The sequence below is a fragment of the Desulfobaculum senezii genome (assembly GCF_054657395.1).
Map to the genome: position 1 here is coordinate 68,994 of NZ_BAAHYU010000005.1, position 25,334 is coordinate 94,327.

Sequence of the window (25,334 nt, forward strand, 5' to 3'; positions counted from 1 at the left end):
CCGCGCGGGCGTCTGTAACGAATGGCGAGGGAGCGCCCCGGACCGGCCTTGGCCGGTCCGGAGCACGTGGAAGCTACATCAGCCCGGCTTCCTGATAGTAGCGCATGGCGCCGGGATGGATGGGAGCGGACAGGCCCTGAAGCATGCCGCGCTTGGTCAGCACCTTGTATGCGGGGTGCAGTTTTTTGAATTCCTCGAAGTTTTCAAAAACTTCCTTGGTGATGGCGTACACCACGTCGGCGGGGACCTTGGAGGAAGTCACAAAGGTGGCCTTCACGCCAAAGGTCTTCACGTCCTTTTTATTGGTGGCGCCGGGGTAGAACTCGATGGGGATGTCCGAGGGGGCGTAGTAGGGGTACTCGCTGAACAGGGAGTCCACGCCCGTGATGTCGATGATGCGCACGGCGCGCTTGCCGGCGGTGGCTTCCTTGATGGCGCCGGAGGGGTGGCCAACGGTGTAGAAGAAGGCGTCGATGCGGCCGTCCTGCAACAGGCCGGGAGCCTCGGCGGCTTTCACGCCCTCGGCGGTGAGGTCTTTGTCAATGTCGAAACCGAGGGCCGTCAGCGCGTCAATAGCGTTTTGGCGCTGGCCGGAACCGGGGTTGCCGATGTTGATGATTTTGCCCTTCAGGTCCTGCACGGTGGTGATGCCCGCGTCCTCTGCGGCCACCAGCGTGACGGATTCGGGATGGATGCTGAACACGGCGCGCAGGTCGCGCTGCGGTCCGCTGTCCTTCCATTCGGCCATGCCCTTCATGGCCTGATACTGCCTGTCGGACTGCACAATGCCGAATTCCAAATCGCCCGCCATAATGGCGTTGACGTTAAACACGGAGCCGCCCGTGGATTCCACGGTGCAGCGGATGCCGTATTCGTCTTTCTTTTTGTTGACGATGCGGGCGATGGCGCCGCCGGTGGGGTAGTAGACGCCGGTGATGCCGCCGGTGCCAATAGTGATGAAGGTGGTCTTGGCTGCTGCGCCCGTGGGCATGGTGCCCATGAGGAAGACTCCCAGGCACAGGGTGAAGGTAAGCATGAACCATTTCCGCATGTGTCGCCTCCTGCCGGATGAGGTGTGGACTCGGTGGCCTCCGGGGTGGAGGCATGCCGTGTGGTGGTATCGACCTTCCCTGATGTCAGGGACGTCAGCGCAGTTGTGATAACAACCTGTTAGCAAAGATCATTTGTGATTATTCCTCGTTCGTTACCAAAACTTAAGAAAAATGGCAAATTTTGTCGTAAGTTTTGTAGTGGTCTGTGAATTTCTTCATTCTTTCATGCACTGTGCGATGAAGTCTTGCGTTTTTTGGAAAATAGGGACAACACTTTATGGCATACACCGCCATCAAGTGAAGGGGCGCATATGTACCGCCAGTTTGTCCGTCTTGAAGATGGGGTCTACTACGTCGTCTATGTTGGCGAGGTAAAGGCCTGCTGCCTGAATGCGTACGTCGAGCAGGCGTTTCGGCGTAGTGTTGGGCAGGAAGTGCGTGTGATTTCAATCGTTCCGGACATGATGATGGAGTATCGGTGGAACGACGTGATGGTCGTCAATCCACCGGCGGAGCGTTTGCGGTGGGTGCTGGGGCGCGATGTGGCGCGCCGGGTGCCGTCCGCGGCCTTTGCCGCCGGAGTCTGCGCCGATGCCGCTGTGCTGCGCCTGCTGACGGAGCTGGTGCGGCGGCAGGGCGAGGTGCCGGTGTGGATGTTCGAAAGCCGTCCGGAGCTGAGCGTACGCCTTGCCGGGGGCGTACGGCTTGTGGGGCCGGACGCGGACCTGACCCGGCTCATCAACGACAAAACATGGCAGTATGCCGCCTTTGCGGACATTGTGCCCGTGGTGGAGCACCGGGTGTGCTCCGGCCGCGAGGCCATGTGCCGCGCGGCGGGCGATATGCTGGAGTATTGCGCCGAGGGCGTGTTCGTCTCCATGGCGTATTCTGCTGGCGGCGGCGCAAGCATGGTGGCCGCCACGGTGACCGACTGTGCGGCGCGGTTTCAGGATGTGGACGCGCAGTATTTTGTCTGCCGGTACATGCCGCACTGTTTTGACCCAACGGTGCTTGGCGTGGTGGCGGGGCCGGATGAGGTCTATGTGGCGGGCGTGGCAGATATGGCGATTGAAAACGGCACCGCCTTTCGTGGCTCCACTTTTCCCTCCATCTTGCCCGCCAACGTGCAGCGGAGCCTGTGCGAGGCCACGGAGCGCGTGGGGCGGCGGCTTGGGGAAATGGGCTTTCGGGGCATCTTTGGCTGCGACTACATCGTGGATGAGCGCGGCGACTTTTTTTTCATCGAAGTGAACCCCCGCAAACAGGGCACAACCATGGAGTTTTGTGCGTATCTGGAGCGGCACCTGCCCCCCGGCGCGCCCAACCTGCCGGAGTTGGAATACCACGCGGTGCTGCATGGGCGCTTTCCGCCGAATACGGTGCGCCCCGGCGAGGCGGGAACGCGAAGCGCGCCGCTGTGGTGGGGAACGTACAATTATAAGACGGACGTGGAGGTGACCACGCACGACGCCGCGCCCCAGACCATGCCGGAGCGGGAGTTGTTCGCCTCGGTGGCGGAGCATGGCGGGTGCGGGCACATTGTGCGCGAACATGTGGGTGCGGGGATGATGGTTCTGCCCGGAACCTTCCTTGCGCGGGTGGTGGCGGCCGCGCCAACGCGGGACGCCATGCTGACGGAGTTGGAGGCGGGCAAGGCGCGCATTGCGCAGACGGTGGCGGTGGACGGCGGGTGCGGCTGTGTGGCTTAGGGCCCGCGTGGGCAGCAGAACGTGGAGGTGAGCGTGATACAGGCCAAGGAGACGGCGGTGGATGCACTGACGAAGGACTTTTTGGACAAGCTTGCGGGGGGCGGTGCGCCGTCCACGGAGCAGCGCGAAACGGTGATGCGTCTGTATGCGTTGGCGCGTGAGGCCGCAGGTACAGCGGCCATTGTCGCCTTTTTCGCCGCCCTGCGCGAGATGAAGCGCGCCAGCGGCCTGGGGTACGAGGCCTTTGGCCTGACGCGGGAGGCGCTGGTGGACATTGCGCGCCTGCATGCGGAGCGCGACGAGCACGGCGTGAGTGTCGGTGGACGTGTCGGCCGCGCCTATGACGTGCTGGAGGCCGCCAACGACCGGGTGGAGACCTACCTTGCCCAGCAGGAGGCCGTGCCCGACGGCGAGGCGCTGTGGGAGAGCATGCAGCAGAACGCGGCGCGCATCAGGTCCGTCCTTGGTATGAGCGATGATGACTGGAATTCCTTTTCCGGCCAGTTGCGCCACGCCATAAATGATGTGGAAACGCTGGCCAAATGCGTCGAGCTGCCACAGGCGACTATCCGCGAGGTCACGCGGGTGACGGAGAAGTACCGCATGCGGCTGACGCCGTACTACGCCAGCCTTATTATGCCCGGCGTGGTCAACGACCCGGTGCTGCTGCAGGCCGTGCCCACCGCCGAAATGGTGGACAATATGGGCGTGGAATTGCCGCCCGTGGCGTCAGACCATTCCCCGGCGCGGCTTATTGATCAGTTCTATCCCCGCGTGGTGGCCGTGAAGGTGACCAATATGTGCGCCATGTACTGTACGCACTGCCTGCGCATTGCCCATATCGGCAAGGCGGACCGCGTCTTCCCGCGCGAGGCGTATACCGAGGCGCTCAACTACATCCGCAGCAATCCCCGCATCCGCGACGTGCTCATTACTGGCGGCGACGCCTTTATGCTGCCCAATGAAACGCTGGGGTGGCTGCTGGAACAGCTGGACAACATCCCCCATGTGCAGATGAAGCGCCTTGGCACCCGCGTGCCCGTGACCACGCCCCAGCGCGTGGATGATGCGCTTCTTGGCATCCTTGCGGCGTCCAATGACAAAAGTCCGGTGCGCGTGGTGACGCAGGTGAACACCGCGCAGGAGCTGACGCCTGTCTCGCGCGCGGCGTTCAAGGCCATCTCCGGGCAGGTGAGTGCCATCCTGAATCAAGCCGTGCTGCTGCGGGGCATAAATGATTCCAGACCCAAAATGTGGAAGCTGTGCGAAACCCTGCACGCTTCGTATATCCGCCCGTATTACGTGTTCAACTGCAGTTACAGGAACCCGCAGTATACGCATATGCGCGTGCCCGTGGAAAAGGGGCGCGACATCATCGAGAGCATGTACGGCAACATCTCCGGAGACGCGATTCCCCGGTATATCGCGGCGGCTGGCGGCAAGATTCCCCTGCACCGCAGCAACGTGATGGGCCGCGCCGAGGACGGCGGCCTGCGTCTGCGCAAGCCGTGGAATGGCGAGGAGACCGTGTACCCCGACGCGGACACGGACTTGTATGCGGACGACGACCACTTTGCCTTTGCCCGGACGGAGGGAGAGGACACGTGATGCGCGCTGAGGTGTTTCGACGGATTCGGCGGACCGTGGCCGAGCGCGAGGCCGAGATGCTGGCGCTCCTTGAACGCATCGTGCGGATGAACAGCCATTCCGCCAACCATGATGGCATCAACGCCGTGGCGGGCGTTTTCGCCACCCAGTTGGAGGCGCTGGGCTTTGCCGTGGAGGTCCGCACCCGCCATCAGAGCGGGAACATGGTCCTTGCCCGCAGTCCCGCCCGGATGGCCGCGGGCAGCCGCACGCCGCAGGTGCTTCTGGTGGGGCATATGGACACGGTCTTTCCCGTGGATGCGGGGTTTGACTGCTTCCGGCGCGAGGGCCGCAATATCATCGGTCCGGGCATCATCGACATGAAGGGCGGTCTTGTGACCGCCCTTTTTGCGCTTTTGGCCCTTGATGATGTGGGCGAATTGAAGGACCTGCCTGTTACTTTCGTCCTGAATCCAGACGAGGAAATCGGCTCGCCGTGGTCGCGTGAATGCATTGAAGAGGAGGCGCGGCGCAGCGGGTGCGCCTTTGTCTTTGAATGCAGCGGCCTGCTTGGCGAGACAGTGACCGGGCGCAAGGGCCGCATGCCCTTCACCTTCAGCGTCAGCGGGCCGGGTGGGCACTCCGGCGCAACGGGCGCGCACAAGCCCAGCGCCATAGTGGAATTGGCCCGCCGCATTGTCACCGTGGAGGGCCTGAACGAGCCATACCGGGGTATCTCCGTGAATGTTGGCGTGATTGAGGGCGGCACTGGTCCCAACGTGGTTCCTGAGCAGGCCACGGCGCATGCGGAGGCGCGCTATATGGAGGAGGCCGACGGCGACGCCCTGCGCGCCGCGCTGGAAAACGCCATGCTGCGGCCCGGCATCCCCGGCACGATATGCCGCGTGGCGTTTGGCAGTGGCCGCCCCGCCATGGAGCCGACGCGCGAAAACCGGGCGCTGTTCGGTGTGGCGGGTGTTATGGCTGCGCGCCTTGGCATCCCCATTGGCGAGGACTTCCGGGGCGGGGTGTCGGATGCGAATTTCATCGCGCGGGCGGGGTGCCCTGTGCTTGACGGCATGGGGCCATCCGGCGCGCGTGACCACTCCCATGATGAGTATATGGTTGCGGATTCCCTTGTGCCGCGCACGCAGCTTGCCGCCATGACCATGGCCGAGTGCTGGCGGCTGCTGGCCCGCGGGCGGCTCTTTGAGGACTAGGGCGGGGCACGGGGCGGCGTGCGCCGCGGCGTCAACGCGTTATCCCCGGCGGTGGCAGAGGGCTTCGCAGGGCCGCGCCGCGCCGGGAAATGGTGTGTCCGCAGGCCGACAATCGGCGGGTGAGTACTTGCGCAAAACAGGTTTCGGGTATAGTTCAAATAACCGATCACTCAGTTTTTCGAAGCGACATGGGGGAGTTATGCAGAGTCGCTTGCGGATTCTGTTACGACATGACGGTGAAGATGACCTGTTGCACCTGCGAGAGGGGTTGGTGCGGGAGGGGCTTCACTGCAGCCTAAAAACCGTCCGTGACGATGCCGCCCTTGACGCCGCACTCCGAGAGGAGTGGGACGCCATTGTCTATGTCCCTGCCTGCGGAGCTGACCTTTCCGCCGTTATCCGCCGCATTGAGCGCAGTCCGCGTCAGCCGTCCCCCATCGTCCTGCGCGAGGAACTATGCGCCGAACACACCATGCAGGCCCTGCACGCTGGTGCGGCGGATTGCATCTGCCCTATGGATGTGGCGCGCCTTGCCGACAGTATCCGGCGTTCGTGCATGGAGCGGCGGCTGCCGGGGCTGACGTGCCGCGTGCGGCGCAAGCTCCTCGACACCGTGATGAAGTGTACGCTGGCCGGGGTGTTCATCACTGACGAGGATGGGGAGTTCCTGTTCATCAACGACGCCGCCGTGCGCATGCTTGGCCTTGGTGGCGACTGCCTCAAGTGTTGCCCCGGCGCGGACCTTGGCACCATCTTTCAGCCCGAAACCTCGGCCAGCATCATGCAGCGCCTGCGCGGGGAGGGCGAATTCCGGTTCGATACCCGCATCCATGCGCAGGGCGGGCATGTGTTCCCCGTGGAGGGCGTGCTTTCCCTTGTGGAGGAGGCCGGGCAGACCTACTGCATCGGCGCGGTGTACGACGTGGCGGACCGCCGCGCCGTGGAGATTGCGCTGGAGGAAAAGGAAGAGCGCTACAGGCGGCTGTTTGAGGACTGCCCCATATCGCTGTGGGAGGAGGACCTTTCCGGCTGTCGGCAGTATTTCGACACCCTGCGCGAGCAAGGGGTCACGGACTTTTACGACTATTTTCGAAGCACCCCCCAAGCCGTGGCCGAATGCGCGCGGCGCGTGAAAATCCTCAACGTGAACAAGGCCTCGCTGGACCTTTTGGAGGCCCGCTCCAAGGACGAGTTGATGCAGTCCCTAGGGCGCATTGTGTCCCCGGCGTCTTTGCCCGTGCTGGCGGAGGAATTCGGGGCGCTGGCATCCGGTGAAACAAGTTACGATGGCGAACTGGATCATGTGACGCTCACGGGAGCCATCCGGCAGGTGGAGGTGCACTTTCGCGTTGCGCCGGAAAATGTGAAGGACCTGCGGCGCGTTGTGGTGTCGCTGCTTGACGTGACGGAGCGCCGCACCGTGGAGCGCCAGTTGCGCGACGTGCGCGCCCAGTTGGAGCAGCGCGTGGAGGAACGCACCCGCGAACTCAACAGCGCCAACGCCCGCCTGCGCGCGGAAGTTGCGGAGCGCCGCCGCACGGAGGAATCCCTGCGCCGCAGCGAGGCCGCCCTGCGCGAGGCCCAGAGCATAGCCCGCCTGAGCACGTGGGAGTACGACCCCGTCGCCCGGCGGTTTCACCTGCCGCGTGAGGTGTTTGTCCTCTTCGGGTATCCCGCCAATGATGACGGCATCAGCACGGAGATGTTTTTGCAGCTGGTGCACCCGGGGGACCGGGACGAGGTGGTGCAGTCCTACCACGCGGCCCTTGAAGGCGAGCAGCCGTATGACATGGAATTTCGCCTCCGGCAGTGCGATGGCGGCTACCGGTGGGTGCATGTGCGCTGCCGGGTGCGCCACCGTGAGGAGGACGGGACGCCCGTCGCCTTTGGCACCGTGCAGGACATCACCGACAGCGCCGACGCGCGCGAGCAGATTCGCCACCTGTCGCAGGAGCTGATCCGCGTGCAGGAAATTGAGCGCCAGCGCATGAGTCTGGACCTGCACGACAACGTGGCCCAGACGCTGCTCTCCATCAAGCTCGCCAGCACGACACTTTTTGACGATTACGAAGACATCCCGGAGGAGCTGCGTCGCCGTTTGGCGCGGCTGTCCAGCGGCTTGCAGGACGCCATCAACTCCGTGCGCGATTTGTCCTACGACCTGCGCCCACCGCTTTTGGACCAGTTTGGTCTGGCCCGCTCGCTGGAGCTGCACTGCCGTGAGCTGCAGGACAAAACAGGCGTCAGCATGGACTTTGCCGCCGCGGGGATGGACAACGTCCGTCTGGACTCCGAGATGGAAATCAATTTGTACAGGCTTGTGCAGGAGGCCCTGCGCAACGCCGTGAATCATGCCAAGGCCCGGAACGTGGCGGTACGCATTGTCTCGTCATCGCCGGACATCCTGCTGCGAGTGGAGGATGACGGTATGGGCTTCGACCTTGAGCGGCGGCGGACCCTCGCCCTGCGGGAGCGGCGTATGGGCCTGTCGTCCATGGAGGAACGCGCGCGACTCGTTGGTGGATCGCTGACCGTTAAGAGCCAGCCGGGCATGGGGACGAAGATATTGGCCGAAGTGCCAGTCAGGGAGAGACAACGTGCCAGATGAAAACAAACTGAGCATCATCATTGTGGATGACCATCCCATGTTTCGGGAGGGCCTGAAGTCCATTATCCGCCGCGACACGCGCTTTGAGATTGTCGGCGAGGCAGGAAACGGCCGCGAGGGTATGGAACTGGCCTACAAGTACAAGCCGGACCTCGCCCTTGTGGACATTTCCCTGCCAGACCTCAATGGCATTCATCTGACCGCCGAACTCAAGCAGACTCTGCCGGAAACGCGCGTGGTCATCGTGAGCATGCACTCCAAGATTGAGCACATCACCGAGGCCTTCAAGGCCGGCGCGTTTGGTTATGTGGTGAAGGAATCCGCGTCCGAAGGATTGCTCAAGGGGCTGGAGACCGTGGCCCTTGGCGATTATTTTCTGGATAGCTCGGTTTCGCCCACGGTGGTCAAGAGCCTTATGGAATCCCCCTTGCGCCGCGGTCCGGGCAAGGACGCCGAGTACGGCACCCTGACCCCGCGCGAGCAGGAAGTCATGCGCCTGTTGGCCGAGGGGCTGACCACCCGGCAAATTGCCACCAAGCTCTACATCAGCCCCAAAACAGCGGAAAACCACCGCGCCAACCTGATGCGCAAGCTGAACCTGCAAAGCAATATCGAGCTTATCCGCTACGCCGCCCGTCTTGGGCTTATTGACCTTGATTTATGGGTGGATGCGTCCGAGGCAGGTAAAGTATAAGCGCAACTTCAATTTTCTTGGCTTTTCCCAGCCTTTTTGGCGGAAAGCTCCCGAAGTGGGAGCTTCCCCCAGAACCTAGGACGGAAACGCAAAAACGCACCAAAGCCCCTTCGGTTTCGAAGGGGCTTTTTTGTATTTCCTTCCGTCATCCTTGGATTTTATGACCCCCAGACCGTCTGGGGGTTTCCCCTATATAAATGGGTGTAATCCTGAAAGTTTGGATAGATTTCCCTATATACAAAGTTTCGTGGATTTTTTTAGATGCATCATCGGCAGAAATCCTAAGCAACTCAATTGAATAGGAGAAAAGCGATGACCAAGGCTGGGATGGTGGAACAGATTAAGGACAAGGCTGGCCTGCCCACGAAAGTCGCGGCAGAAAAGGTGTACGACGCCGTTTTGGACACCGTGCGCGAAGCCCTTATTGGTGGCGACTCCGCCATCTTTACGGGACTCGGCTCGTTCCATGTCGTGCAGCGCGCAGAACGCGCGGGCCGCAATCCCGGAACCGGTGAAGTGATTCGCATTCCTGCTTGCAAGGTTGTGCGCTTCACTCCCGGCAAAAAGATCCGGGCGATCCTGAACTAGCAGAGCTGCTTCGGGGAGAGCCTTGTAGAGACCCCCGCTGGGCGAGGCGGGACGATGCGGCACCGGCTTTTGCCGGTCTGTGCCGGGGGACGCGACGCACGCGTTGCGGCCTTGGCAACGATGTCCTGTTGTCTGGTGGCAACAACCAACTTTCAGCGCCATCTTCCACTTTGTCGCTTCATGGAAGCGCTGACGCGGTGAGGAACCAGAAACAGCAGCCCCCTGTCCGGGGAAGCGCCCCAGAGGGCGAGAGAGGGACGGGAGGTTGTGGCTATGAGGAAAGCAGGGTGACGAGCATGGCTCGCCGCCCTGTTTTTCGTTGGTGGACGGGGGAAGGCGTGGGCGTGGTGTGGTACGGGCCGCATCGCCATCTGCGCAAGGGACAAGGCCTGCAGGGCTTAGCATGCGGCGCCTGTTTTGTGGAGCGCAAAGAGGAGGGTGAGGCGGGTGTGCGGACGTGAACAGGCCTGAGAGGATTGGATGGCGTGTAAGGTGTGGGCGGAAGCTCTGTCATCACGGAGTGGGGCGAGGGCAGGAAGGCAGAGTAGCAGGGGCAACTGATGGCGCGGTGGGGCGCTGTGAGATGACTCTGGGCTGGGGCTGTCTCGTGGCGAGGGATACAGGTGCTGGTGGTGCGGCGGCCGGAGTGCGGGACGTCCGGCCTCAGGGAGAGGTTCTGCGTGGCTTGCCCCAGTAAGGACGGCCGCGGCCTCCACGCGCAAGATGAGGGCGTGTGTGGGGCAGTTCGCGCGCTTTTCCCGCAGTCCCCGCATCTCGTGTCACGCGCGGCTTTCCGGGCTATTCGGCGGGGCTGCGCAGGGCGGCGTCGATGCTGGCGGCGAGGTCCTTCTTGAGCATGGGTTTGAGCAAAAAGCCCCTGATGCCGATGCTGCGGGCGCGTTCGGCGCTGATGTCCTCGGAGTAGCCCGTACAGATGATGATGGGCACGTCCGGGCGCAGGGCCAGTATTTCCTTGGCGAGGGCTTCGCCGGTGAGGCCGGGCATGCTTTGGTCCGTTACCACAAGGTCAAACTCGTTTGGCGCGGATTTGAAGACCTCCAGCGCGTCCAGACTGCTGGTGGTCACGCTGGTGGTAAAGCCGAGACTGTCGAGCATTTCCCCGCCGATGGTGGCAAGGGCCTTTTCGTCGTCAATGAACAGGGCGCGGCCTTTGGCGCTGGGGCGCGGCGTGGCTGGTTCTTCCGTTCCGGTTGGGACAATGTCTGCCGCGGGCAGTACCACGCGGAAGGTGGCCCCCTCGCCGGGGGGCGAGTCCACGGACACGGTGCCGCCGTGGCTGCTGACAATGCCATGCACCATGGCCAGCCCCATGCCGGTGCCCTCGTCGGGCTTTTTGGTGGTGAAGAATGGGTCGAAGACGTTGTCGAGAATCTCGTCGGGGATGCCCGTGCCTGTGTCCGCCACGGTCAACAGCACGGCGGCGCGGGCCGCGCCGTCCTCGGTGACAAGCGTCGTATCCGCCAGCGACACGCGCAGGGTGCCGCCCGTGGCGCGCATGGCGTGCGCGGCGTTGGTGCACAGGTTCATGATGACCTGATGAATTTGGCTCAGGTTCGCCATCACCGCCGCAGATGCGGGCGGCAGGTCCGTGATGATGTTCACGTTGGCGGGCAGGGATGCCCGGAGCATTTTGGTCACTTCCTTCACCACGCTGTCCAGTTGCAGCGGGCGCAGGGCCAGTTCTTCCTGCCTGCTGAAGGTGAGAATCTGATGAATGAGGTCGCGGGCGCGGCGTCCGGCGTTGATGATTTCCGTCAGGCGGCGCTCGGTGACGGTTTCCGGCGTGGCGTCCTCCAGCGTCATTTCCGCGTAGCCCATGATGACGCCGAGGATGTTGTTGAAGTCATGCGCAATGCCGCCGGCAAGGGTGCCGATGGCCTCCAGCTTTTGGGACTGGCGCAGTTTGGCTTCCAGCTGCTTCCTGCTGCTGATGTCGTGCGCGACCAGCACAAAGCCGTCGGCGTCCTCGTCCACGGCGCGGTCCACATGAAAGGGCGACACCGAAACAAGAAACACGCCGCCAAGGCCGGGCAGGTCCATTTCCACCACTTCGCCGTCGCTTTGGGACATGGCGCGCAGTTGCTGCAGGGCGGTGCTGTGGTCGTCCATGGGCGGCAGCAGTTTGGACCAGTGCAGGCCCACGGCCTGCTTGGGATGTAGGCCAAGGCGCGTGGCAAGGGCCATATTCATGCGCCGCAGGGTGAAGTTGCGGTCCAAAATGGCGATGACGTCGGGCACGCTGTCAAAGGTGCGCTCCCACTCCTGCTTGGCGCGGATAATCATGGCCTCCACGCGCTTTCGGCGGTCAATATCCTCAATGGAGCCTTCCACGGCGGAGAATTCGCCGGAATCGCCCCGGATGGCGCGCGCGGAGAGCGACACCCAAATGGACGAGCCGTCCACGCGGTGAATGCGGGTTTCAAAGTCACGGATGCGGCCATGCTCCTCCACCAGCGTGAGGATGCTTTCCTGCGTTTCGGCGTCAATGTGCGGCAGGTCCAGCGCGGCCTTTCGCGCGGTTTCAAAGGCTTCCGGCGATTCGTAGCCAAGGATGCGGGTAAAGGCCGGGTTGTAGCTGGTCAGCCGGCCCCACGGCGTGCAGCGGAAAATGCCAACCATGGAGTCATCGATGACGCGGCGGTATTTTTCCTCGTTCATGCGGTGGGTTTCGAGGGAGATATTCAGTTGGCGGTGGGCGCCTCCATGGATAAGGGCGCGCTGGACCGCCGGGGCGAAGCTCCAGTCCGTCAGGCACAGGTAATCGTCCGCACCGTCGTGCATGGCGGCGATGGCGGCCTGCGGGCTGGGCTGCTCGGCAACAAGCAGAAACGGTAGATGCTCGCGAGCGGCGCGGGTGATGGCAAGGCTTTCCTCCCACGGCATGCCGGGGAGCTCCGAGGCGGCCATAACGATGTCCCACGGCTCATCCGCAAGGGTCTGCGCCAGCCGGAGCGGCGAAGACACGACGTTATACGCGGGTTCCAGCCCGTGGGCCGACAGGCGGGTGACAATGGCGGACGCCAGTTCTTCGGAGTCCGAGATGACAAGCAGGCTAAATCGGGTCATCGCAGGGCCTTTGCTGGATGCCGTGGCCTTCGGGGCAGGGGCGGGGGCATCCTGTGTTTTGCGTTTCCGGGCAGACGGTTAGGATGCTAACCGTCGTCACGATGGATAGCAGATTGCCTGCTGGCCGTAAATCGCGCGGGCTGTTGACCCACCCGTGCGCGCCCCGTATTCTACAGGATGAAAACCTGTAAAAACTATGGGAGGCCGCATATGGCGGACCGGAAGTTACCGCTCATCTATATTGCCAGTAGTGGCCGCTCCGGGTCCACTTTGCTGGATATGCTCCTTGGCGCGCAGCCGGGGATATGGACGGCGGGCGAGGTGCAGATGCTGCCCTTTGAGCTGGTCCGGGGCAAGTCTCCCTGCGGATGCGGTGAGCGCGTGGCGGAGTGCGACTTTTGGACCGAGGTCGCGGCCCGGTGCCCGCAGGCGCTGGCCTCGGGCGAGATTGGCCGTTTCCGCGATGAGAGTGGCTATGGCAAGGCGCTGCGCTGGGCGGAGATTCGCGCCCTACGCACGCCCGTGCGGGAGGTTGGGCCGGACCGTTCAGCGGAATACTTCCACCATGGCAGGGCCAACCGGGAACTGCTGGACACCGTGCGCGCCGTAGCCGAAGAGCGCACCGGAAAACCCGTCACATGGCTGGTGGATGCGTCCAAGGATGTGTACCGCCTGTCGTGGCTTATCCGGAGCGGCCTCTTTGACATCCGCGTCATCCATGTCCTCAAGGACCCACGGGCCTTTGTGTACTCCAAGATTCGCCGCTTGCCGCGCCTTGGCGGCTGGCGCTACGCCCCGCGCATGACCCTGCGCTGGGTGGTGGAAAACCGCCTGTTGGCGCGTGTGTACCGCACGGAGCTTCCCGTGGAGCACGCCTTGCTGCTGCGGTATGAGGACCTTGCCGGACAGCCGGAGAGGACCATGCGTATGGTCCTCCCGTGGCTGGGTCTTCCGGATGCGGAGCCGAAGATGGATTTTCGCAGCGGCAACCACGCCCTGTCCGGCAACGCCATGCGCGCCGCTGTGGGCGGCATTATGCTTGATGACCGGTGGCGTTCGGCCATGCCCGCCCTGATGCGCGGGGCCGTTGGGCTGGCCACGGCCATGGAGGCCCGCCGCTACGGCTATTGACTGGCCACGACGTCGGCCTCGCAGGGGAGCCATGGTTCATTGATCATGCGCCGGGAGCCGGTAAGGGTGATGGCGTCCGCCAGCATGCCGCCGATGAGTGGCGTCACCGGCGTATACGGGCAGCGGACTTCCACCTCCATCATGGCGCAGGGGCGTCCAGCACTGCCCTCGGTAGGCGCGCCCGTCCCAAGTGTTGTGGGCCAGCTGCGCACGGTGATGGTCAGCGGCCCTGTCGGCTCCGGCAGGGCGATGGTATCCGACAGGGTGCGGACCGTGCCTGTGATGCGCGCCAGTCTGTCCCCCTCCATGTCCCCTTGGCCGGTCACCGCAAAGCGTGCTCCGGCGGAGGCGGCCTTTTCCAGTGTGGACTGGGTGAAGTACAGGTTTCCTAGCTCCACAAGCAGCAGAATCATCCCCAGCACAACAGGCAGCAGAAGACTGAATTCCACCACGGACAGCCCGCGCTGACGCGCGTGCGGTGTGCGGCGTATGGTGCGTGTGTGGTGCATGGTGTGTCCTCCCTTGGGCTAGCGCAAAAGCCGCCATCCCAGCTGTCGGCCTATCTTTTTGAACACGTCGCCAATGTCGTAGGGCGAGGGCGCGTTGAAGTAGTGGTCGTCCGTCCCCGGCGTACTGGAGGCCGCGGCCTTGAGCAGGCGCTCGTCTTCGGCGTCGGAGTCGCCGTAGCGGATGCAGAAGACCTCAATCCCGGCGTTGCGGGCGAGCATGGCCTCGGCGAGCAGGTCCTCGTTCAGGCGGCCGCCGTCCTCGCAGTGGGCGTCCATGTCCAGCATGCCGAAGTAGGCGTTGGTCCAGTAGTTGTTGGGCTGGTACGACACCGCGTGCGAGCCGCCGCACATGCCGTCCTCGGTGTCGCCGTCGGTGAGCAGAATGAGGATTTTGCGCATGTCGCCACTGGCGTCGCCCTCGGTAAAGGGAGCCTGCGGCGTCAACACATGGCGGCCCCACTTGATGCCCTCCGAGATGACGGTGCCGGACCAGTCCCCGCGTCCGTCCTGTTCGTAAATGGCGCTGAGGATGGCGTATTTGTCCTGTGTGAGGGCGTGGGTGAAGGGGATGCTGTCGCAGGTGCCGGAACTGACGCGCAGGCGGGACCATGACGGCACGCGGTATTCGCGTTTGAAATATTCTTCATTCAGGCCGTCGTTCAAGGTGCCGTCGGCATTGCGGCATCCGGCGGGCAGGCCGTCCACCCCGGCGGGGATGCGGACCTTGCCGCGAAACGGCACCAGACCGATGCGGACCGACGCGGCCATGCCATCGGGCATAACGAGGTCCACCAGTTGGCTGGCGGCGGCGTTGGTCTCGTCAATGGGCGCGCCCTTCATGCTCCCGGAATTGTCGATGACGAACACGATTTCCAGATTGTTGAATCCAGCCATGGCGCTGGCTTCGATGCGCTGCGAGCTCAGGCCAATGACGGGTAGGATCATCAGGTCCACGTTCGCTGCGGCGGTGATTTCCACACTGCGCACCGCGCCGCCGGGGACGAGCCCCGTCAGCTCTGCGCCGGGGTGGTTTTCGTCCAGATACGTTGTTGCGGCGTCCCGGACGAGGCCCTTGTCCATGTCCGGGTCGTAGGGCAGTTGCAGGCTGGCGGCAAGGGCTGCGGAGTCCACAGCGGCTTGCAGGCGGGAGTGGGCGAGGTACAGATTTGCGGAGTCGAGTGCGAGGCCCATCAGGGCGAGGAGAGCGGGGAGGAGGACGGCGATGAGAACGGCGGCGGAGCCTGAGTTGTGACGGTTAGAGCGCTGGCATGCTGGTTCGCGCCCGCAGGGTGAAGGAGCGCGCGCCGGACTGCCCAAAGCCGGGCACGGCGGCGAGAAGCGTTGCATAGACATAGCTGACCTCGACGGTGAGTTTGTCTGTGGTGTCGTCTGTGGTCACGGCGGCGGAGAGCTTGTCCGCGTCCAAATCGGGCGCGAGCCGCCGGACCAGTTCCGTTACATCGGGCGGGGCGGGCGAGGACGCCAGAAGCCGCGCGGCCTGCCTGCTGCAGTCGCGGATGTCCGTATAGGCGCCCAGCATGTTGCCGCCCTCCACGAGGGTGGCGATGAAGACGGCCAGAAGTGGCAGGATCAGTGCCACTTCCAGTGCCGCCAAACCGCGTTCACGGTGCTGTCGCATAGGTGCTTCCTCCTTGTGCGTCAGGTGTTGCTTTTGGCCCCGGTGGCGGGGGTGCGCTTGATGATGCGCAGGTTGCGGTAGCCGTGGTCCCGCTTCAGGGTGCGCTGGAGCTGCTGCGCGCTTTGCAGTTCCATGAATTCACCGGCGGTGACGCGGTACCACTTGCCCTTGCCGCGCACCTTCACGCTGGACACGTGGGCGTTGTAGCCCTTGCGGATAAGCTCGCGCGCGATGCGGCGGGCCTTGCCCACGGAGCGCCATGAACAGACGTGCACCGTGTACACGGGCAGGTCGCCAAGGGGCGTGGGTTCCAGCGTGCTGTTGTCGATGCCCACGGAGTCGAGGAGGAAGTTCAGGGTGGAGTCGGCCTTGGTAACCGGGGTGCCGTCCGGGGCGTAGGAGCGTACGTCGTGGGCGCGCTGTGCGGGGGCCGCCTCAGTCGGCGCGTGCGGCGCGGACTGGGCAAAGCTGCGGGCAAGGCGCGCGCGGCGCAGATTCTCGCTGGCGCGTTCGTAGTAGCCGGGCTCAAGGCGGATGGCGGTTTCAAAGCAGGCGATGGCGTCGTCGTAGCGCTCCTGCATCAGGTGCACGTAGCCAAGGTTGTTGTAGGCGCCGGCGTCGCCCTCGGCGCTGCGGAAGGCCTCCAAGGCTTCGGGGTAGCGGCCCATGCGCGCAAGGGCGAGGCCCATATTATTGGAGGTGCGGCGCAAGGGCGCGCCAAGGCGCAGGGCCTTGGCAAAGGCGCGCACGGCGTCGGCTTCGCGCTCCATCATGGTGTAGGTCATGCCGAGGTTGTTCCACACGGCGGCGCTGTCTGGAGTGCTGTCGGGCGCGATGTCGAGGGCGGTGCGGAAGGCCGTGACTGCGGCGGCGAATTCCCCCTGGTAGTTGTGGATGGCCCCAAGGTGCGCGTAGGCGCGGTGCAGGGATGGATCAAGGTGCGCGGCGCGGGTGAGGCGCGCTTCGGCTTCGTCGTACAGTCCGTTTCGGAAGGAGACGATGCCCGCTCCTTCAAGGGCCTTGGCGTGGTCCGGGTTCGCACTGAGGACGGCGTTGAAGGCCTCAAGGGCGCGCTCGCTGCGTCCTTGCTGCAGGAGCGCCATGCCCATGTGGTAGCGCGCGGGAATGCACGAGGGCGCAAGGGCGGCGGCGCGGGCGTACTGGCCGAATGCGGCCTCGCTGCGGCCTGCGGCGTCGAGGCGGCGGCCCTGGTCCACAAGGGCGAGGGCCTGCGTGGCGTTCACGGAGGATGCGGCGGACTGGACCTGCGCGTCCTGCGCGGGGTGGGCGGCACTTTGGCCCGGTGTGTGCGCGGCGCAGCCGCACAGCCCTGCAAGCAGCAGAGCCGCCGAAGCCGTTAACAGTGAAGTGGTGCGTCGAGTCATATGCCGTCTCCCTCGGTGTTAGAATCTGGAAAAAACCTTCATAAGCTGGATGGCAGCCGGACCCATAATGGCGACGAACAGCGCAGGCATGATGAAGAAGACAAGAGGAAACAGAAGCTTGACCGGCATCTTGGCCGCGCGCTCTTCCGCGCGCTGTGTGCGGGTGGTGCGCAGCGCGTCGGAGTAGACGCGCAGGGTGCCCGCAATGCTGGTGCCAAAGGTGTCCGCCTGATTAATCAGCGTCACCAAGCTGTTCATGTCTTCAAGGTCCACGCGCCGGGCAAGGCTGCGCAGTGCGTCTGCACGTTTCATGCCTGCCCTCAGCTCAAGAATCAAGGTCTTGAATTCTCCGGATAAAGTTGGCGCGGCGGCGTGAAGCTCGCTCCCCACCCGCGCAAGGGCCTGATCCAGCCCCATGCCTGACTCCACGCAGACCACAAGCAGGTCCAGCGCGTCGGGCAGGGCGTGCAGGATGGCTTGCTTGCGGCGCTTTATGGCAAGGCTCAGCCAGATGTCCGGCAGGTACAGCCCCACCGCCGCCGGGACGATGGTCAGCAAAAGTGACCCACCAACGCCCTGTCCATCCAGCAGAAATTTCCCACCAAGGCCGAGGAGCGCCCCCACAACCGTTGCCGCCAGCTTGGCCCCCCAGAATGCGGCGGGCGCGCCGCTGCCGGGATAGCCCGCGCGCAGAAGCCGCAGCGCCAGCTTGGACATTTCGTCCGGGTCGGCAGGGGCAACGCGCTGGCCGAGGGTGGCGGCGGTGCGGCCCATGGCCCCCGCAAGGCGCTGGCGCAAGGGCTGACGTGGTGCCGTCCGGTGCGGACGTCCGCTCATGCGCTCCTCCAGCCGCGTGAGCTTCCCGCGCGAGGACAGCGCCCCACTGATGCCAAGGACCAACAGCAAGACGGAGACGAAACCGGCGCAGGCCGCCGTGATGGGGAGCAGAAGTGGTGCCGACATAGCCGCGCCTCCTTTAGACCTTGATGGCAATGAGCTTTTTCAGCACCGCCGCGCCAACGCCCATCATGATGATGGCCATGGTCATGACGGACCGGCCCTGCGGTGTTTCGTAGAGCAGGCTCATGTATTCGGGGTTGATGAGGTTGATGACCAGCCCTACGCCGCCGGGGAGCGCCAGCAGGATGTAGGCCGTCAGCCGCCCCTCGGCGGAGAGCACGCGGATTTTGCCCTGCAGCTTGAAGCGCTCGCGTATAAGGCGCGAGATGCCCGCGATGATTTCCGCAAGGTTGCCGCCAGTTTCGCGCTGAATGTTTACGGAGACGATGAAGAAGCGCAGGTCCGGGCAGTCCACACGCGTGGCAAGGTTTTCAAAGGCGTCGTCCATATCCACGCCGAAGTTGATCTCCTCCAGCGTTCTGCCGAATTCCGGGCCGATGGGCGGGGCGAATTCGTCCGCGACAAGGCGCAGGCCGTGGGTGAAGGCGTGCCCCGCCTTGAGGGCGCGGGCGACAAGGTCGAGAGCTTCGGGCAGTTGGCGCTGAAAGGCGCGCATGCGGCGGTTTTTGGCGCGGCGAATCCAAAAGAACGGGGCGTAGCCCAGCACCGTGGTGGGCACCATATGGAAGAACATATTGTCCGACACGGCCCGCGCCAGATGAAAGCCCACCGCCGCGCCAAGAAGAGCCAAAAGCAGGAGCGTGCCCACGCTGATGCGCTTGCCGGATTGGCGGATGAGGGTGTCCAGCCGCTGGGTCCACGAGAGCCTCCCCAGCAGGCTGTGGAGCCACGCCACGTCCGAGAGCGAATGCTGGCGCTGGATGTCCACCTCCTGCGGGGCAAGGCGCGACAGGCGCTGCATGCGGCGGCGGGTGAGGCGTTCGCCTTCGTCGCGGCGGCTGCGCAGCACGATGATGGCGGCGCAGGCCGTGGAAAATATGCCAATGACGGTGGCAAGGGCGATGAGGGTGTTCATGGCGTGTCCTCCCCGACGCTGAGCAGGGTTCCGGCGCGGAAGAGGTCGGCGTCCAGTTCCACGCCAAGGGCGGACAGGCGCTGCGCAAACTTGGGCCGGATGCCCATGGACTCAAACACTCCGCGCACGCCGCGCGTGGCCGTAACGCCCGTCTGCCGGAAGCGGAAAATTTCCTGCATGGTGATGGCCGGGCCTTCCATGCCCGTAATTTCCTGCACGCTGATGAGCTTTCGCGTGCCGTCGCCAAGGCGGGTGGCCTGAATGATGACGTCGATGGCCGAGGCAATGGTGCGCTTGGTGGACTCGCCGGTCAGGTTCAGTCCTGCCATGGCGGTCATGGTCTCAATGCGCATGAGCGCGTCGCGCGGGGTATTGGCGTGCACGGTGGTCAGGGAGCCGTCGTGGCCGGTGTTCATGGCCTGCAGCATGTCCAGCACCTCCGCGCCGCGCACCTCGCCCACGATGATGCGGTCCGGGCGCATGCGCAGGCAGTTTTTAACGAGGTCGCGGGCGGTGATTTCGCCTCGGCCCTCAAGGTTGGCCGGGCGGGTTTCCAGACGCACCACGTGGTCCTGCTTCAGTTGCAGCTCTGCCGCGTCCTCAATGGTGACGATGCGTTCGTCATGGGGCACAAAGCGCGAGAGCACGTTGAGCAGGGTGGTTTTGCCGCTGCCGGTGCCGCCGGAGATGAGAATATTCAGCCGCGCCCGCACAATGCCGCGCAGCACGTCGCCGATTTCCTTTGTGAGCGCGTTGAAGGCGATAAGGTCGTCCATCTCCAGCGGGTCGCGCGAGAAGCGGCGGATGGAGAGGCTGGGCCCGTCGATGGCCAGCGGCGGGATGATGGCGTTCACGCGCGAGCCGTCCTCAAGGCGGGCATCCACCATGGGCGAGGATTCATCAATGCGCCGCCCCATGCGCGAGACGATGCGCTCGATGATTTGCCGTAGATGGGCGTCGTCCTGAAAGCGGGTGTCCGTGCGCTCCAGCTTGCCGCGCCGCTCCACGTAGACCTGCGCGTAGCCGTTGACGAGGATGTCCGACACGGCGGGGTCCTGAAGCAACGGCTCCAGCGGGCCAAGGCCCAGCACCTCGTGGCGCATTTCGCTGATGATGCGTTGGCGCTCGGCCATGTTCAGGGGCGCTTGGCGGAACTCCTCGGCAAGGATGCGCTCCACAAGGGCGGCGATGCGGCGGCCCAGTTCCTCCGGGTCCAGACGCTCCACGGCGGCAAGGTCGATGCGCTCGATAAGGCGTTGGTGGAGCTTGGCCTTGACGGTGTAGTATTCCTCGCCCGTGGCGTCGTGGGACGTTGGGCGTATGGGGCGCTGGGCCGTGTGCTCCGGGCTGGGAGCGGGCGGCGTGATACAGGACGGTGCAGGCTGCGCCGCGCGCGTGGGCGTTGCCGTCTCTGGGCTGGCCGTGTGCGGGCGGCGTTGCGGCGTCTTCCACGCGCCGGTGTTGCGGCTGAGGCGGTCGGTCAGGCTCATGATTCACTCCGTGCGGCGCGCGGGGCGGGAGTCAGGCTCATGGCGCGGGTGCGCGAGACAAGGCGCGACAGGATGCCCCGCGCCGGGGCGGCCTCGGCCTGCGCGGTGTGCCCGAGGGTTGCGGCCAGCCGCGCGATGGAGCGCGTCACGGGCGAGGCGGGCGCGCAGTGGCGCAGGGGGCGGCCCTGATTGATGGCCGACAGCGTGGCCGCGTAGTCGTTTTCAATGCGCCAGAAGACCTTGCGCCCGAGGAGTTCTTCGGCCTCGCGCACGGAGATTTCCGCCTTGGAGAGGTGGCGGCTGACCACAAGGCGCACCTTGGCGGCAAGGCCGGGGCGCATGGCGTCAAAGTTTTCCAGCAGCTTTCGGACATTGGCGAGGCAGGGCAGGCTGAGCACGCAGACGAGGTAGATATCGTCGGCGTGGTCCATGGCGGCGACGGAGATGTCGTCCAGATGCGGATTGCCGTCCACCACGGTGACGGCGTAGTCCGCGCGCAGCCGCGCCATGAGGGCGTCCACAGCTTCGGCGGAGACGGCTTCTGCGTCGCCTGGGCGGCTGGGGGAGGGCAGAATATCCAGCCCGCTGGTGTGGCGGACCATGAGGCTGGCGAGGAATGTGGCGTCCAGCCGCGAGATGTCGCGCGCGGCCTCGCCCCAGGTGTTGGCGTATTCTATGTCCAAAAACAGCGGAACCTCGCCAAGGGGAACGCGCATATCCATAAGGGCGACGCGTTCGCCGCCACCGGCCAACTCCACGGCAAGGTTCACGGCCACGGTGGTGGCCCCCACGCCGCCCTTGCCGCCGATGACGTGGATAATGCGTCCGGCGGCGTCCTCGCCCTGCGCGGCTGTGGGCGCGGCAGTCTGGGGCGCGTCGTAGCGCTCCACAAAGCGCGAGAGCGCGGCGGCAAGGTCGTCATCGTCGCACGGGGCGGGCAAAAATTCCGACGCCCCGGCGCGCATGGCGGCAATGATGAGGTCCGGACTTTTCTCCCCGGCGGTGACGAATACTTCGTGCACCAGCCCGGTGTAGAGCATGCGGCGGATGCGGGCGAGGTCGCTGTCGTGATCGTCGCCCATTTCGTACAGGCAGGCCCCGCCAGAGCGCGTATCGTCCGCGCGTGTGGCGGTGAAGCGGGGGTGGCGCTCCACAAGGGCCGTGACGCGCTGCTGGGCGTCGTGGTCCCTGAGAATGATGCGTATGGGATACATGGTCTGCATGGCGTGCTCCGCTTGGGCTTGGGTGCGTTTCGTCTATGGCCCGCCGGGGGCGACGGTGCCAAGTTCCAGCGACATGGTCGCTTCGCCGGGCTTCTCCTGCGGCGAGGAGTATCGCCGTACGGCGTGGTCCGCGAGTGTGCCGCTGAGGCCCTCCACGGGCGTGGGCGGGGCCGGACCGGGGGTGACCTGTTGATACAGCAGCTGCTGATGGTAGGCCGCGCCAAGGTGCGTGGTCTTCTGGGCGGTGCAGGCCGCGCAGGTCAGGGCCGCGCACAGGGCGGTTATGGCGATAAGGCGTGTCATGGTGCGTCCTCCCGCAGGGGCAGAATGTGACCGAATTCGCCCTCCATGCCCGAGGGCGGCGCGCCGTCGCGTCCGCCGCGGGAGCGGACGGAGGCCGGAGTGATGGACAGGGGCGCGCTGTCGTCCCTGTCGCCTTCCATCTTGCCGAGGACGAAGAATTCAAATTCATCCGGCTCCGTAAAGTGGTCGGTAGGCAGGGTCTGGCGGGCCATGTCCGTTGGCTTGGCAAGGTGGGGGGTGACGATGATGACGAGTTCGCTTTCGGCCTTTTGGAACTGCTTGGAGCTAAACAGCATGCCAAGGACGGGGATGTCGCCAAGGGCGGGGTACTTGTTCACGTCCTCGCGCACGGCGTTTTGCAGCAGGCCTGCGATGGCAAAGCTCTGTCCGTCGCCAAGCTCCACCACCGTCTCCGCGCGGCGCGAGGTAATGGCCGGGATGGTGAAGCCCTGAATCTGCAAGGCGTTTTGATAGTCCAACTCCGAGACCTCGGGGCGCACGTCAAGGCTGATGCGGCCATCGGCCAGCACGGTGGGGGTAAAGCTGAGGCCGACGCCGTAGGGCTTGTACTCAATAGCTACGGACCCAAGGGCTTGCGGGACGGGGATGGGAATTTCGCCGCCGGCGAGGAAGCTGGCCTTCTCGCCGCCGCGGCAGACGAGGGTCGGCTCGGCCAGAATCTTCACGAGTCCATTTTGCTTCAGGGCCTGCAAAAAGCCCGTGATGGTGGCTTGTCCGCTGTGGAAGCGGAACATGCCGTTGCGCGAGGGACTGATGCGGACCTGACCGTTGCCAAGGCCGCCGTTTTGCGCGGCGGCGGGGCCGACCACGGGCAGGGGGCCATTTTTATTGTCCAGCGCCCACAGGTCGTTGAGGATGGTGTAGAAGAAGTCGCCGTTCATGTAGTAGCTGAGGTCAATGCCCAGCTTTTCCATGACGGTGCGCGACATTTCTGCGACTTTGACCTCCAGCAGCACCTGATGCACGCCGCCGACGCGCAGCAGGTTGGTTACGCCGTCCGGCGAGGGCGCAAAGGCGCGGGCGAGGTCCAGGGCGGTGGAGAGGCTTTCGGTGCTGGAGACGGTGCCGGAAAGGGTGATGCTTTCATGGGCGGCCATGACCTGAATGCCGCGCTCATTGGGCAGAATGCGGTGGAGCATCTCCTTCAGGCGGGAGAGGTCCGGCGTGACCGTGATGGTGAAGACGCGCAGGACGGCGTCGCCGCCGGCCCACAGGGTGAGAGTGGTTGCGCCGGGGGTCTTGCCCGTGACGTAGACCTGCCGGGGCGACAGGACCATCACGTCCGCAATGGCCGCATCCGCTACGGAAACGCGGCTGACCGGACGCGGCGCGTCCACGACCATGGATTGCCCGGTGGCGATGCGGACGGTACCGGGCGGATATCCTGCGGCCTGCGCGGCTGCCCCGCAGGGCAGAAGGCTGGCCATCAGCAGCAGGAGAAGGATGGTGACGGGGCGCGACGGCATGGCGTCTCCCTCCCTGCATGCGCGGCGATGCGCTACATGCTGCTTGTCACGAGGACCTCAATGCGGCGCACGGGCTGAAGGTGACCCTCCGCCACGATGGTTGCGCCGTCGAGAGTTGCCCTCGTCTGGTTCGTCTCCGCACTCATGGTGGCGCTGAGGGACGCGGTGCTGGGTGAGGACGAAGGACGAAGCGTAACGGTCGCGGCGAGGATGGCCGTGAAGATGAGCATGCCTGCAAGGATGTGTTTGGGAGCGGAGAACATGATTAAAACCTCAATGTTGTGCGTGTTGTTCCTGTAATAAGCTCCACGCGCTGGCGGCGCGGGGCCGGGGTGGCCTGTGTGGGGGCCTTTGCTGTGCGCAGTGCGGCCAGCGTGCGCGGAATGTCGGTTCCGCTGGTGCGGATGTTGTCGTTGTCTGCCGGATTGCGGAGGGCAAAATGCAGGGTGCCGCGCGTGGCGGCCAGGGCGAGGCGTTCTGCCTCATCCGGCGTCAGCTCCAGCGTGTAGGTGTCCACGGAGGCGGGATCGTCGCTTGCGGTGCGTTCCCACTCGGTGCCCGACGCCAGCACGCGGATGTTTTGGAGCACCATCTTGGTGACGGTGCGTTCGTTTCGTGAGCTGTCGTCGTCAATGGTGACGAGGACGTCCACGCGGTTGCCCGGGCGGACGAACCCAGCCAGCCCCAGCACCTTGTTGCCCTTAACGCCAACGGCGCGCTTGCCGGGCGCCACAAGGGCGCTGACGCCGCCGGTCTGCACGTCCGGCGAAACAAGGCGCGATGCTGTCACGGCTTCACCGGCGGCAAGGTCCGTGAGCAGAACGCGTCCGGCAAGGGCCTCGGCGCTGTCGTATGCGCCGTCCGGGCGGTTGGCGGGCAGAAAATCGGCGGAGCGCAGGTGCTCCGCAGTCAGGGCCGTGCCCTTGGTCAGCGGCGCGCTGGCGACGACCACGGCCACAGTGGCGGGCGCGGCGTCGGCGTTGGGTGCGGCGCTGTGGGCGCGCATCCACAAAAAGATGAGGCCCCCGGCAAAGAGCGACAGCGCAAACGCGAGGCTGAGTTGAATGAGCGTTGTCCTGTGCATGGCTTCCTCCCAGTCCTACAGACCGCTTGCCGGGGTGAGCGCGCCGGAGCCAAGAAGCATGGCGCAGATGCTGCCGAAGGCGATGGCGACGCCGTAGCAGAGCTTTGGCAGGTGTGCGGCGCCGGGGTGCGGTGCGTAGTCGAAGTGCCGGGTGGCGGGCAGCAGCATGGCCGCGCGCCAGAAATTGCGCAGGATGGCGCCGAACAGGCGCTGGTGCAGGAGCAGAATGCCGCAGGCGTACAGCCCGCCGAGCAGGGTGGTCAGGATGAAGGCGTCCAGTGCGCCGCCAAGACCCAGCAGCGCGCCGACGGCGGCCATGAGCTTCACGTCGCCCGCGCCCATAACGCCGAGAAGGTACGGCGCCAGCATCACGCCAAGGCCAAGGGCGAGGCCGCCCAAGCTAAACAGCAGGCCATCCGTGCCATTGGTCAGACCGTGATAGGCCAGTGCGGCGATGATTGCGGGGTAGGTGAGGGCGTTGGGGATGCGCTGGGTGGTGAGGTCGGTAGCCGCCGCTACGAGGAGTATCGCGGTGAGGGTGAGGTGCATGGGTGTCATCATGACGTTCTCCCTCCGGGTGCTTCGAGGTGAGTTGTGGCGGG

At 64.7% G+C, this 25,334-nt stretch carries 22 protein-coding genes; 7 read left to right on the plus strand and 15 right to left on the minus strand.

Features of this window, described 5'->3' with window-relative positions:
• Positions 1–73 precede the first annotated feature (73 nt).
• The gene (locus tag ACYQ2T_RS16875; protein ID WP_404845268.1) at positions 74–1,051 is read right to left on the minus strand and encodes a TAXI family TRAP transporter solute-binding subunit; all 978 of its coding nucleotides are present in this window, start codon (positions 1,049–1,051) and stop codon (positions 74–76) included.
• A gap of 312 nt (positions 1,052–1,363) precedes the next feature.
• Here ACYQ2T_RS16875 and ACYQ2T_RS16880 point away from each other — a divergent pair, with 312 nt between their 5' ends.
• The 6 genes from ACYQ2T_RS16880 (at position 1,364) to ACYQ2T_RS16905 (ending at position 9,458) form a co-directional block, all read left to right on the plus strand.
• Complete coding sequence (locus ACYQ2T_RS16880) at positions 1,364–2,761, plus strand: ATP-grasp domain-containing protein (RefSeq protein WP_459902025.1); 1,398 nt, start codon at positions 1,364–1,366, stop codon at positions 2,759–2,761.
• A 33-nt stretch (positions 2,762–2,794) separates the two neighbouring features.
• Entirely contained in the window at positions 2,795–4,369 is a 1,575-nt protein-coding gene (locus ACYQ2T_RS16885; RefSeq protein ID WP_459902026.1) for a KamA family radical SAM protein, read from the plus strand.
• The gene (locus ACYQ2T_RS16890) at positions 4,369–5,568 is read left to right on the plus strand and encodes a M20 family metallopeptidase (protein WP_459902169.1); all 1,200 of its coding nucleotides are present in this window, start codon (positions 4,369–4,371) and stop codon (positions 5,566–5,568) included. The genes ACYQ2T_RS16885 and ACYQ2T_RS16890 overlap by 1 nt, the downstream gene beginning before the upstream one ends.
• 199 nt (positions 5,569–5,767) lie before the next feature.
• Positions 5,768–8,176 (plus strand): PAS domain-containing sensor histidine kinase, encoded by a 2,409-nt coding sequence (locus tag ACYQ2T_RS16895; protein WP_459902027.1) that lies wholly within the window; start codon positions 5,768–5,770, stop codon positions 8,174–8,176.
• The gene (locus ACYQ2T_RS16900; RefSeq protein ID WP_459902028.1) at positions 8,166–8,870 is read left to right on the plus strand and encodes a response regulator; all 705 of its coding nucleotides are present in this window, start codon (positions 8,166–8,168) and stop codon (positions 8,868–8,870) included. The genes ACYQ2T_RS16895 and ACYQ2T_RS16900 overlap by 11 nt, the downstream gene beginning before the upstream one ends.
• Positions 8,871–9,182: 312 nt before the next feature.
• The gene (locus ACYQ2T_RS16905) at positions 9,183–9,458 is read left to right on the plus strand and encodes an HU family DNA-binding protein (RefSeq protein ID WP_404845273.1); all 276 of its coding nucleotides are present in this window, start codon (positions 9,183–9,185) and stop codon (positions 9,456–9,458) included.
• Between the two features lie 798 nt (positions 9,459–10,256).
• On the opposite strand, the gene ACYQ2T_RS16910 is transcribed toward ACYQ2T_RS16905, so the two are convergent.
• Positions 10,257–12,545 (minus strand): PAS domain-containing hybrid sensor histidine kinase/response regulator, encoded by a 2,289-nt coding sequence (locus ACYQ2T_RS16910; RefSeq protein WP_459902029.1) that lies wholly within the window; start codon positions 12,543–12,545, stop codon positions 10,257–10,259.
• 210 nt (positions 12,546–12,755) lie between these two features.
• On the opposite strand from ACYQ2T_RS16910, the gene ACYQ2T_RS16915 reads away from it, so the two are divergent.
• Positions 12,756–13,676, plus strand: coding sequence for a sulfotransferase (locus tag ACYQ2T_RS16915; protein WP_459902030.1), 921 nt, complete (start codon positions 12,756–12,758; stop codon positions 13,674–13,676).
• On the opposite strand, the gene ACYQ2T_RS16920 is transcribed toward ACYQ2T_RS16915, so the two are convergent.
• Genes ACYQ2T_RS16920 through ACYQ2T_RS16980 form a run of 13 tightly spaced genes read right to left on the minus strand, consistent with a single transcriptional unit; the run spans position 13,670 to position 25,293 of the window.
• Positions 13,670–14,185: a TadE/TadG family type IV pilus assembly protein gene (locus ACYQ2T_RS16920; protein WP_459902031.1), complete on the minus strand. Its 516-nt coding sequence runs from the start codon at positions 14,183–14,185 to the stop codon at positions 13,670–13,672. The two genes, ACYQ2T_RS16915 and ACYQ2T_RS16920, sit on opposite strands and share 7 nt — an antisense overlap.
• 18 nt (positions 14,186–14,203) lie before the next feature.
• The gene (locus ACYQ2T_RS16925) at positions 14,204–15,538 is read right to left on the minus strand and encodes a vWA domain-containing protein (RefSeq protein ID WP_459902032.1); all 1,335 of its coding nucleotides are present in this window, start codon (positions 15,536–15,538) and stop codon (positions 14,204–14,206) included.
• Positions 15,441–15,824 (minus strand): TadE/TadG family type IV pilus assembly protein, encoded by a 384-nt coding sequence (locus tag ACYQ2T_RS16930; RefSeq protein WP_459902033.1) that lies wholly within the window; start codon positions 15,822–15,824, stop codon positions 15,441–15,443. The genes ACYQ2T_RS16925 and ACYQ2T_RS16930 overlap by 98 nt, the downstream gene beginning before the upstream one ends.
• Positions 15,825–15,844: 20 nt before the next feature.
• Positions 15,845–17,209, minus strand: coding sequence for an SPOR domain-containing protein (locus ACYQ2T_RS16935; protein ID WP_459902034.1), 1,365 nt, complete (start codon positions 17,207–17,209; stop codon positions 15,845–15,847).
• Between the two features lie 18 nt (positions 17,210–17,227).
• Positions 17,228–18,172, minus strand: a complete 945-nt coding sequence (locus tag ACYQ2T_RS16940) for a type II secretion system F family protein (RefSeq protein ID WP_459902035.1) — start codon at positions 18,170–18,172, stop codon at positions 17,228–17,230.
• A gap of 13 nt (positions 18,173–18,185) precedes the next feature.
• Positions 18,186–19,145, minus strand: a complete 960-nt coding sequence (locus ACYQ2T_RS16945; RefSeq protein ID WP_459902036.1) for a type II secretion system F family protein — start codon at positions 19,143–19,145, stop codon at positions 18,186–18,188.
• Positions 19,142–20,635, minus strand: a complete 1,494-nt coding sequence (locus tag ACYQ2T_RS16950; protein WP_459902037.1) for a TadA family conjugal transfer-associated ATPase — start codon at positions 20,633–20,635, stop codon at positions 19,142–19,144. The genes ACYQ2T_RS16945 and ACYQ2T_RS16950 overlap by 4 nt, the downstream gene beginning before the upstream one ends.
• On the minus strand, positions 20,632–21,858 hold the full coding sequence (locus ACYQ2T_RS16955) for a CpaE/TadZ family protein (protein WP_459902038.1): 1,227 nt from the start codon (positions 21,856–21,858) through the stop codon (positions 20,632–20,634). Before ACYQ2T_RS16955 ends, ACYQ2T_RS16950 begins: the two co-directional genes overlap by 4 nt.
• A gap of 33 nt (positions 21,859–21,891) precedes the next feature.
• On the minus strand, positions 21,892–22,161 hold the full coding sequence (locus ACYQ2T_RS16960) for a hypothetical protein (RefSeq protein WP_459902039.1): 270 nt from the start codon (positions 22,159–22,161) through the stop codon (positions 21,892–21,894).
• Complete coding sequence (locus ACYQ2T_RS16965) at positions 22,158–23,648, minus strand: type II and III secretion system protein family protein (protein WP_459902040.1); 1,491 nt, start codon at positions 23,646–23,648, stop codon at positions 22,158–22,160. Before ACYQ2T_RS16965 ends, ACYQ2T_RS16960 begins: the two co-directional genes overlap by 4 nt.
• A gap of 32 nt (positions 23,649–23,680) precedes the next feature.
• Positions 23,681–23,911: a hypothetical protein gene (locus ACYQ2T_RS16970; RefSeq protein ID WP_459902041.1), complete on the minus strand. Its 231-nt coding sequence runs from the start codon at positions 23,909–23,911 to the stop codon at positions 23,681–23,683.
• Between the two features lie 2 nt (positions 23,912–23,913).
• Positions 23,914–24,732, minus strand: a complete 819-nt coding sequence (gene cpaB / locus ACYQ2T_RS16975; RefSeq protein ID WP_459902042.1) for a Flp pilus assembly protein CpaB — start codon at positions 24,730–24,732, stop codon at positions 23,914–23,916.
• Positions 24,733–24,747: 15 nt separating this feature from the next.
• Positions 24,748–25,293 (minus strand): A24 family peptidase, encoded by a 546-nt coding sequence (locus tag ACYQ2T_RS16980; RefSeq protein ID WP_459902043.1) that lies wholly within the window; start codon positions 25,291–25,293, stop codon positions 24,748–24,750.
• Positions 25,294–25,334: the final 41 nt, after the last annotated feature.